Annotated in this window: 8 protein-coding genes; all 8 read right to left on the bottom strand. The window is 38.8% G+C overall.

What is annotated here, in order from left to right; translation table 11 throughout:
* Positions 1-2,384 (bottom strand): DUF6443 domain-containing protein (locus tag I2I04_RS22755; RefSeq protein ID WP_229127037.1); only part of this gene is annotated, 2,384 nt, incomplete at its 3' end.
* Positions 2,381-5,368 (bottom strand): hypothetical protein, encoded by a 2,988-nt coding sequence (locus tag I2I04_RS22750; protein ID WP_223225810.1) that lies wholly within the window; start codon positions 5,366-5,368, stop codon positions 2,381-2,383. The genes I2I04_RS22755 and I2I04_RS22750, both read right to left, overlap by 4 nt.
* Before the next feature lie 116 nt (positions 5,369-5,484).
* The gene (locus I2I04_RS22745) at positions 5,485-5,580 is read right to left on the bottom strand and encodes a smalltalk protein (protein ID WP_005681936.1); all 96 of its coding nucleotides are present in this window, start codon (positions 5,578-5,580) and stop codon (positions 5,485-5,487) included.
* Positions 5,581-5,585: 5 nt separating this feature from the next.
* On the bottom strand, positions 5,586-6,104 hold the full coding sequence (locus I2I04_RS22740; protein WP_143256590.1) for an N-acetylmuramoyl-L-alanine amidase: 519 nt from the start codon (positions 6,102-6,104) through the stop codon (positions 5,586-5,588).
* Between the two features lie 103 nt (positions 6,105-6,207).
* On the bottom strand, positions 6,208-6,705 hold the full coding sequence (locus I2I04_RS22735) for an HU family DNA-binding protein (RefSeq protein WP_195655922.1): 498 nt from the start codon (positions 6,703-6,705) through the stop codon (positions 6,208-6,210).
* Positions 6,706-6,901: 196 nt separating this feature from the next.
* Positions 6,902-7,999, bottom strand: coding sequence for a hypothetical protein (locus I2I04_RS22730; protein WP_195655921.1), 1,098 nt, complete (start codon positions 7,997-7,999; stop codon positions 6,902-6,904).
* A 234-nt stretch (positions 8,000-8,233) separates the two neighbouring features.
* A complete protein-coding gene (locus I2I04_RS22725) occupies positions 8,234-9,304 on the bottom strand; it encodes an Imm65 family immunity protein (protein ID WP_195655920.1) in 1,071 nt (356 codons plus the stop codon).
* Between the two features lies 1 nt (position 9,305).
* On the bottom strand, positions 9,306-10,492 hold a 1,187-nt coding region (locus tag I2I04_RS22720; RefSeq protein ID WP_317192954.1), incomplete at its 5' end, for a JAB-like toxin 1 domain-containing protein.

Here is a 10,492-nt window from a genome sequence, read left to right as displayed (position 1 = left end):
TCCGAGCGGACACTCACAGGCTGCTTGAGAATATTAAAAAGCGATTTATTTACTTTCTTATTTCCACCCGATGTCGTCTTACGTTCCTGAATCAGATTATGATAATAGTCATAATAATAACTGGCATACTGGTATTCTTCCGTTCCCAATATTCGAACGATACTTCCTGTTAGCTGTTCTTTACAATGAGGTGAACTCTGGCTATTCTCATAGCGTTCCCCGTAATTATTATCAAATACATACCATAGTGAAGACAAAGAATCCGGCAATAAGTCCTGATATTCATAAGTATCATAAAAATAAACCTGTTGTATGTCCAAATAATGATTCTGCAATCCATAAATAGTATATCCATAGCAAGGCAAATCTGTATTTGAAGTAAATTCAGCATAAATATCCTCTGAAGCACAATTCTGAAAATCAGGCGTACCGCGGTAAACACCGGTCAACACAGAGCGCCCTGACAAATCTTCCAAATGAAAAGCCCATTCATTATTTGCCCGTTCTTTTCCATTTTGAGTAAAAATCAACCGGTCGCAACGATCATACACTAATTCCACCCACTCGCAACCAGGCTGTTTTTTCCCAATACAACGGTTACGGGTATCGTACTTATACAAGAAAGCATAATCGGATAAAACAGAAGCACTATCCGTAAGAGAACCTGAACAAAAATTGGCAGAACACATCGGAGGAAGAACAACCCGTAAGTTTCCGAATATATCATATATATAGTATGTGTCATCCATTCCTTCATGACCATTTATACTGCGAGTCAGCACGATCCTTCCTTCTTTATCCGTAAATTCATACCTTACATGATTGTCTTCATCAACCTCTTTTACGACATATAGTTCCCCGGAAGCATAGGTTCCTGCACAACTAACAAAAAGTCGTGTTCTATCAGTCGGCACGGTATAACGCAAGCACACCAATGAATCACACAAGTCCAGCAAGGTAGTATCTTTAGACACATTTGTTAAATATCTGCTATTAATCCCTTTTCCCCGATTATGCCATTCCATACCCGGACCATATCGGCTCTCCACTTTCCCTATAGCCGAATTTTCATATAACGTTTTTGTATAAGGCATAACATCGTTTCCATTAGACAAGACGGAACTATTCTTCAACTCTTCCGCTTCAACAAATGCACCACAATTGCCGGATTCCGATACCCCAGGCAGCCATTCTCTAAATAAACGTCCCATCTTATCATACTCTGTAATTGACAACAGATCCGTATCATCAACACTATGCTTCACTTTGACATTTTCAATGGAACGTCCCAAACCGTCAAAATATTCAACATCATCCCTGAATTCCATCCCATCCGGAGTAGTATAAGTACGCGTATGTATGTAATTCTTTGACGAAAGGTTCAATTTCTCACGCACCTTTATAGACACAATATTCGAAGTATATACATCGACCCCGTCATTAGCCATCATTCTGAAATAAGTGGTTTGATACAACGGACCCGGCTGATATACTGTTCTCAAATCCGGTACATCAAAGACATCTACCCAATGTATCTGGTCATGACTGTATTGCCACCATCTGAACAAATCATCCCTCATCCCATCATTATCCACCCAAACACCATAAGAAGTTTCACCCGGATTAATAGGTTCCTCCTGTGTAGGTAAAAGCAACAAGAAAACATCATCGGTAAAATTCCAGCTCTGTTCAACTTTTACGGTAACTTTATACTTCTGGTAGTTACTCATGTCTACAGAAAAATTGCTATTACGTGAAAATCCACGATACAGAAGTTCAATCTGCCCGCTACGGTGATCTCCAAAATTTCTCCTAACTTCTATTTTTACAGTAGCAGGATGATCAGTATTTTCCCATCCGGTATACAGGAAACTACACCAATCAGATGTATTTTCTCCAAGCCATAACTCTGTACAGATAAAATCACCGGGCAGCGAAGGACAATGCTTGGTAAGATCAATATAAGCCTCCCCGCCTCTATTGGTGAAAGACAAAGGTTCTGTGAGCCTTTTCACTCTAATATCCGAAGAATATGCAACCAAGGTACCACTTACAACCTTTCTTCTGATATATACTCCTTCCGCTCTGTATGTATTGAAGTATTGGGATGAAACCAAGCATCCCCCCTCATAGTCAGATTGAGCAAGCCGGGTAATCTCACTCCATTCATTTGAATCAGTATACCGGTATTCCCACGATATAGAATAAGTCCCGTTCCCCCCTGAAGGAGAAACTACGTCTTTAAGTAGAATATCATTCCCAAAATATTGATGATAGCCGATTTCTCCCGCAAATAAAGGAGTGACAGTATTATTTTGTGCCGTTAGACAAGTGCCTGTACCCAACAATATTAATAATATTATGATCCGAAGTTGTTTTATCATAGCTTATAATTGTATTTAAATTCCTGAATTAATTGTTTTCTTCCGTTTCTTTCCAAATAAGATTCTTTAAGGTACCCAAACTGATCATAGCCATATTTAGTAGTAAAGCCATCAGAAGTAGTTATTGAAGTAACCCCGACGTACGGTTTATACAGAAACGTTTTAATAAAGACCGGATGGTTATCTCTAAAAGCCATCCGTAGTTTATTTAGCTCACGCTCTAATTGATATTCTCCATATCCTTGCAGATAGGATAAATCATTATTTTCATGACCTAAAACGCTTTTTACAGAGTCGTATGTCGCCCCTTGTATTTCCGCTATAGGATATTTATAATTATATCCCCATATATAGCAGGTATGATTATTATTTTTATCAACATATTCTAATATATTTCCTTTTTTATCATACGATACATAAGTCATTTCTCTTTTCAGCCCAAGGGGTCCATCGTGAGATATATCAACATAAGCAGGTAATAGCAGATTTTGATACAGCCCATATTTTATCTGTTCACGATAAACTTCCTCACCATTATATTCGGTTATAGTTTCAACCGGATAATCGAGCATATTCCTTTCTACCATAAGATTACTTATGGCATCTGTATAGTTATAGGGGTACTTTATATTCTTTATCCTACAATCACCACCACCATTTTGAGAGGTACGAATAACTTTTATCAACTGGTTCTTATCATCATAGACATAACCTTCTTCTGACACAACTGTTCCCCCATCAAAATATTCACTAACGACTTTCTTACTCAACAAATCCCTTCCGGACATGACCGAGTAAGTCATATATTTGAAAAGAGATGGCCTGGAAAGCTCGATCGTATGAGCAAAATCATACGTATCCTGATAAACAGGAATAACAACTTGCTCCATCTTAATTCCTCCGTCCATAACCAAACCAGCGCTTCTACAATAGGTATAATCTTCCTTTTTAACTAAACGTCCGTCCGAATTAAAGTACCGGCATGATGCAATGTTAGTCTTTATTCCATATTGATATCTGTGTATATAAGATTTCCATCCCCTGTTATTCAGTAAATCAGGGCTTCCTACATATTTCTCATTAGTATTTTCAGGCATCACATCTATGTAAAGAGGTTGAAGCAGGTTAAAAAGATACGAAATCTTATTTTCACCTTTTTCCTGTTTGTTATATACATGTACTTGCGGATACTCTACGAAAAAATTACTACTAATGTTAGCATCTCCAAAAGCCACCGGAGAATAAATACGTGAGCAAAATGAGACATAATCATAAAGCCCTGGAGATGTACTATATTGTATTCTGTTCTGTTTCACATCTGCAAAGGTTTCACAACTCAAATGAAAACTAGGAACACCAATTCCATCCTCATTTTCTCCATATTTATACCTTTGCTCATGTAAATTGCCATTATCATCATAAGTTTTAACATTACTCAATCTGATACCGGCCCCCTTCACACGAGCGGAGTTCAATAAATACTCATTGGGTTCATATATGAATTCTTGTGACCCACCGGTAGGAAAATATATCTTCTTCAGAGAAAAAAGATGTGCTTTTATGTTATCCGAATCATTTTTGAAATTCACATTTGGAATAATCTGGGATAACTTCTTGATGACATCATCGTACAAGCTTGCTCCAGGAACGGGTTTAAAAAACACAAAACTATCATCTACAAATTCACGGCTTATTACAGGCAGATCCACTTTATCCAACGATGTGGAAGAATACAAATAATATCCCCATAAATCAGATGTATAATGCGTATTATCATATTCACCCAATCCTAAGTCAGAAGGTGTATAATATGACAAATAATATTTTTGGCCATCCATTTCCAGCCTGTCTAAAAAGAAATGCGGTCGTTTGTTCATCCCGGAATATGAGAAGTTGATTTGTTTTATAATATCACCAGACTGTTTATCGACAACGGTTATACTATCTACTGCGTTGGAGTAAATGCCATCTGCCGACGCACGCAAGAAATTCACTTTTATTCCATTCGCCTCAATCCCTGACAATAAGAAAGTTGTATAGTTGGGTAAAGTTATATTAAAATTCAGCGCAGTGCTTAATTCATATTCTTGTTGTACTTGGACATCTCCTTCATCTTGTACGTACATACGGTAAGCGTAAGAATCATTTACAGACAACGTCTTATATTCCGGCTCTGCAATAGAACGGTCCGTATATCCGACATAGTCAAAACGAACCGTATCATTTTTCGCCGTTACAATACTTTTCAGAGCCCATCCTGTAGTTCCCGACGATATATCCGTTCGATAGGCGTCCTCATGAACATGTTCGCTGGCATTACCACCATAATTATAAGTAATACCATGCCCATCAACAATTTGAAACCCGGTCAGCAATCCTCCTGTTAAGATAGGAGTAATTTGGCAATTTATCTTTTCCAGGATTTCAACCTTATCAAATGTAGACGGATCCGGAAAAACAAAATGACCACTCTCGCTTAATGTACTAAATGTAAAAATATCACATCCCTGGTCCCACGATGCGACAGAGAAATAGGAGACATTACCCATTATTCCAGACGAAAAAGCAGACAGATATTTGTCTACATCAATATGATTATTCAATTTATTTAAATCATCAAATAATGTAGGCACTCTTTTCATTGCTTCGTCCGGATAGCCAATAATCGTCCTAGATATTCTGGCGGCAGGGGATAATGTCCAGCCCACTCCGACATCACCAGACGATTGTTTATATTTGACTCCACAAGTATTATATGAGATATTAATGGGAATATTGAGGCCTTTCACTTCAATATCATATAAATTGATATCAATAGTCTTTTCTCCACGAGCTGAAATATCATTATTGAAATATTTTTCATAAAAATTTTCTATTAACTGACTTTGGGGAGAAGACGGTATCACATCCGGTGACTTAAACTGCTGCGCCATAGCAATTGAGTAACTGAAAGTCACTACAATGAGTAAAAAAATCTTCTGCATATATATTGTTTTCTGCATTTTAATAAATATTTTTATATTTCTAATTATCTATCGTTCAATAAATTATCTAACCATCAAAATTGCGGGACGGCGCGCACGTCCCACAATTCAACTAATTACAGATTCATCGCGTTAGCGCCCAAAACGCCAGCCAAAGCTGAAGCCACTGCGATAACCACTTTCAGGATCATATCCCATACTGATTTCTTCATTGCCATCATTTACCTCCTTTCTGTTCTTTAATGTGTTGTGTTACTCTGTGTTCTTCCGTGTTTTCTGTTTTGATAGCAAACTCCTCAAGTTCCTTTGCCACCTCAAAACACGGGCACTGTTTAATCCACTCTTCCGGCTCTATCTCACCGTTTCCATTGAGATCCGGCGAAAGATCCCGGTGTCCGCATACCCGGCAGCCGGGAAATTTTTCCTGTAGTTGCCCGACGAGTTGCCGGAGCGTGGCCCGCTGCGCCGGAGTCCGGGTATCTGCCGGGCATCCCCGGCAGTCCAGACCACCTTCATAGCAGATACCTATCGAGTGAGCGTTGAAACCTTTGGCGTGTGCTCCGATACGTTCTATAGGGCGGGTGAGGTGCACTGTTCCATCCTTGCGGATGTAGTAGTGATAGCCTGTTCCGTTGAATCCGCGGTGCCGGTGCAACCGGTCCAAATCTTCCGGAGAGAGCGTACAATCCCCCTGCGTGGCACTACAGTGCACCACGATTAAGTTAATAATTCGCATGTCAGTGGATAATTAGTTTACTAGTCTAGTTAATCATTGGTGGATCAATTAAAATTCCACGCTCTGTTTAGTCGGTCGTCTTTGTGTTATGTTCCTTCACGGACTATGCTGCCGGATCCGGTGCTTCACCGCTACCGCCACCAGGCTTCTGATTCGGATCTTCCCCTTCACCGCCCGAAGCAGATGCCGGGGCACGGTCAAAACGAACACATCGCGCGCCAGTCACCATCGAACGGGTGGCCATAGTGCCGTCAAGGTTGCGGGTGGAGCAAGGAAGGAAACGAACTGTTAATGAGGATTGTGCGGCAGAAACGTCCTCCATAGTCTCTACACCATTACCACTTGATTTCATGACAAGACGGAAAGTCCCGAAGCCATCAAGAGTTACACTTTCCGATGACTGGAGATGCTGACTTACCACTGTCACCAAGTTGTCTAACGTATTCTTTACATCACCCGGAGAAAGCGACGAATAGGCAGCTATCTCCTTGGAGATTTGTGAAGTACTTACATTGCCTGCGCGCAAGACGCGAGGATAGAATAGTTTTTTTCCGTTTTTGTCTTTCAAAACGGACTGAAAGGGTCCATACAATACTGGCATAATTGAATTGGTTTTTGTGTTAATAATTAATTTAGTTTTGTCTGTAAGCTTATCGACACAACAAAGATACAATTGTTTCATTTCGCATACAAGCGATTTTCAAATTGTGTCTTAACTAAATTCTTAACCATCGGTAACACACTGAAAAACAAGAAAGAAAAGCGAGAGGATAATACAGACCTCATCAACAACGACTTCACCTTCTAAACTTTCTCCCCACAATTTCTTCTATCTCGCCATCCCAATAAACAGTATGTTCCACACTATCTATACGGTAATAATAAGAATTAAGATAAAGGGGATAAACCTTGAATTTTTTATTCCAAATATACCTTTTCTCGCTTTGGGGTACAGCATGCGTCGGAAGGTAATATACGGAATCATAAACCATCTGATGTATTTTCTCCGGATATTTCTTCCGAGGAACATTCTTAAATACAATAGGGCTCTTTTCTGTGGATAAACCTAAGACAATGTCGGTATGGGGAGTTATTTCATACATTCCGGGAGATACTTCAGCTGCACCTCGCGCATCGCTTACATGAAAACTTAAAGAGTTTTCACCATCTTTAAAAACAAAATGGCCATACTCTTCCGGGCGCGTACTTATATAAAGTGCCGAATCTGTACGGTTACATATTTTCACGTCAAATTCTATTTGATCGGGATTCGAGAATTTTCCGTATTTGGTTTCCGCTCCATATATATTCGGCTTCCACATTCGTATATCAATAATATGAGAATAATAGACGGATGAATCCTGTTCATTACATAAGAAGTAACGCAATTCAGGGTATGCAGAAAAGGGTTGACGATCGCCACAATGTGTATATGCAGCCTTGGCTGAATGTTTATCTTTAAAATATACCCATATACCACAAGTATCCATATGTGTATGTGTATCCAATTCTCTATAATTTTCTCCTTTCTTTTCCTTCATTATTTTGTCAAGAAATTCCTCGCTCAATCGCTTTTTATTCCTAAGATAGAAGAATATAAATTTCCCTTTATATTCAATCAAGTCGGTTGGGAGTTCGGAACCATTGTCTACACGTTCTTTCCATGTGTCCAGCCAAAAAGAACTCTCGGGTCTAAAAATATACAGCCAAGCTGTATTGAAATCATACTGAGCAACCTGCAGATAGGGACTGTGCAGAAAATTCGAATCTATCACCGCCTTGGCATGGGCAATGACTACGGGATCCACCTTACGATCATTCAAACCCCGACATGAAAATGCCAAGGTTGAAAGAATCATCATCCTTATAAATAAAATACAAGCACTCCTTCTCATCGGTTTTTATTATATTGTCTAAATGTATATCGAATTAAATCCAGCATGGAGTTCATTTTTATAGAATTCAGGTTACTCCTTACGGAATTATATTCATAAAGGGTTTTATTATCCTTAAAATAAACTCAGATCATTCGGGTATTGATTTTCAAATTCTTCATATCATTATCAGAAGCTACTTTATTATACGGATGCGAATGAAGGTCCACAATTTTATCGCCTTTAACTCCTAATTTATCTTGCACATCTGAAAAAACGCAGACTCCTATCTTCCTTGTCATCAATATTTTCATTAAAGAATAACCTAATCCCTGTAGACAATGACCCTTTCATAAAATTTTGCCATCGTGTATCATCATGCATTATCCTATATTTCCTAGATATTCCATCAATATGTAAGAAACAAAAAGTAGAATCACTGAACAATTTATACATTGACATCCAGATGTTGTGTTCCGGAAGTTTCTGAAGAAATGAATGAGGACATTCACTATCATATTCTAAATATTTATATCCATGTGCCTTAATTACTATTGGCAACGAATCCTTCAAATGAAGATTCAAAGTATCTGTTCCATTCACAACTACATAATGTTTTTTACTATTTAAACCACAAGAAAGAGTGAGAGAAGAATCTGCCAAGTTCCTCACAAAGATTTCCCCACTGAATCTTTCAATATACTGTTTTAGACTGTCAGTTTCAAGGCTATAAAGATCTCGAGTATATGGTTCCGAAATAACAAGATTGTGTGAATCCAACACCATCAATGAAGATTCCCCATGCGGTTTTCCTCCTGAAAAATAAGGCCACAACTCCGGATAATCAAAAAGACTCTTATATGGAAAGTCAGAAAGACCGATAATTTGCGGAACATCAATTTTCACAAGAATCTGTTCGTTTTCATATTTTCGACAAGCAAATAACCAGTAACATGTATCTCCTAAGTACATATTTTCTCGAAACGCAGAATCCGAAACAATTTTCCGTTTAAATAATTCGTTCCGTGTCATTTCCGGCTCATCCAATTCGATAAAACAAAGATATCGCTCTTTATATCTCACAACTCGGGATGGCAATTCCGCATCCATAGAAGCAGGAGAGTCGGAACTTCCAATTCGATATACAATATTGGAATCATTCGAGACAATTTCATATATTTCTATATAGGGCATTGTCAGATAACCACTATCTATCAATAGCTCGACCTGTCTTGCAACACGTTGATGCACTTCTTCTAACGAGAGAGAGGGGAGCGCACACCCCCCTAATAAAATGAATGTAATAATGTATATTAGTCTCTTCATATCAGTTAGATTTTATATAACGTAACAAATCATCATCATTAAGAATCGGAACAGATTTCACTCGGCTTTGCTTTTGGGTATATTCATACAACATACCTTTTCTATCTGTTTGAATACCATTATCTTTCATGTAAACTGCATTCTTACGATTAGGTTCGGTCAAATTAAAATCATTGCCAGCTCCTCCTTTTGTTCCTCCGGGCTGATGAGAATGAATATCTATAACTTTTTCTCCATTTATGTAAAGTTTTTCTTTTGCTTCCGCCCCATTATCTACGCTGTGTGTCTTTTGGTCTGTTATGACAACAGCTGTTTTTACACCATTATCATCATACACATCCAATTTCCACTCTACCCCCGTGTAGTCTGCGGCAAATTTAAAGACAGCCGCCGCATCATCAAGATTCGTAGTCGAATTGTAAAACCCCTTTCCTGTATTTCCTTGCTCTTTTTGCATAGCATACATTCCCAAAAGCAGCCCCTTATCACTTACAACAATTGAAATATTCTCACTTTTAGGGTAAATCAACCTATCATAAGTAGAACCGTTTATCGGGATTCTAAAAAGTTTACCTACTTCATTTATTCTGTAGTCATCCTTCCCGTCCGGATCTACCCTCAACACTGGATTATTTTTACAATAAGTATAAGGACTCCAACTGTAGTGTTTCTCGCAGGACGGATCTACCCCGTTCCACCTTCCCAGCACCGGATCATACCGCCGCGCACCATAGTCATACCAGTTCAGTCCGCCCGCTGTCTCCAGCTCTTTCCCGTTATACTTATACGGCTGGACACTACGCCGGGAACTTGCAGACACTAATCCACCCAAAGGGTAATAATCGTTCACTTCCTCCACATTGCCATGCTCATCCGCAACGACACGAATATTGCCCTGATGATCCCTGATAAAATAATGGTAGGTAGTATCAGCCAAAGTAATATACCCTACATCGGTCATCAACCGAACCAACACCCCGTTTTCATAGATCGCATTATCACAATAATCCGTTATCAACGTGTCTCCGCCAATAACCTGCACCGTGCGCAACTTAGTACCATCGGCACTATAGACATTAGATATGTTGTCTCCATTCTTAAATACTATCCGACTAGGCAAATTTAAACAATTATATTGAATGTCAACAATGTTCTTATTTAAATCTTTTGTCAAATTACCGTTTGCAT

The organism is Bacteroides sp. 1001136B_160425_E2 (assembly GCF_015559655.1).
GTDB classification, from domain to species: domain Bacteria; phylum Bacteroidota; class Bacteroidia; order Bacteroidales; family Bacteroidaceae; genus Bacteroides; species Bacteroides luhongzhouii.
The sequence above is the reverse complement of the archived record's forward strand: the minus strand, read 5'-3'. Positions and strand labels throughout refer to the sequence as shown.

Coding starts and splice junctions, on each gene's coding strand:
- I2I04_RS22735 (WP_195655922.1), bottom strand. CDS start 6,705: ATGCCAGTATTGTATGGACCCTTTCAGTCCGTTTTGAAAGACAAAAAC.
- I2I04_RS22750 (WP_223225810.1), bottom strand. CDS start 5,368: ATGCAGAAGATTTTTTTACTCATTGTAGTGACTTTCAGTTACTCAATT.
- I2I04_RS22725 (WP_195655920.1), bottom strand. CDS start 9,304: ATGAAGAGACTAATATACATTATTACATTCATTTTATTAGGGGGGTGT.
- I2I04_RS22730 (WP_195655921.1), bottom strand. CDS start 7,999: ATGAGAAGGAGTGCTTGTATTTTATTTATAAGGATGATGATTCTTTCA.
- I2I04_RS22745 (WP_005681936.1), bottom strand. CDS start 5,580: ATGAAGAAATCAGTATGGGATATGATCCTGAAAGTGGTTATCGCAGTG.
- I2I04_RS22740 (WP_143256590.1), bottom strand. CDS start 6,104: ATGCGAATTATTAACTTAATCGTGGTGCACTGTAGTGCCACGCAGGGG.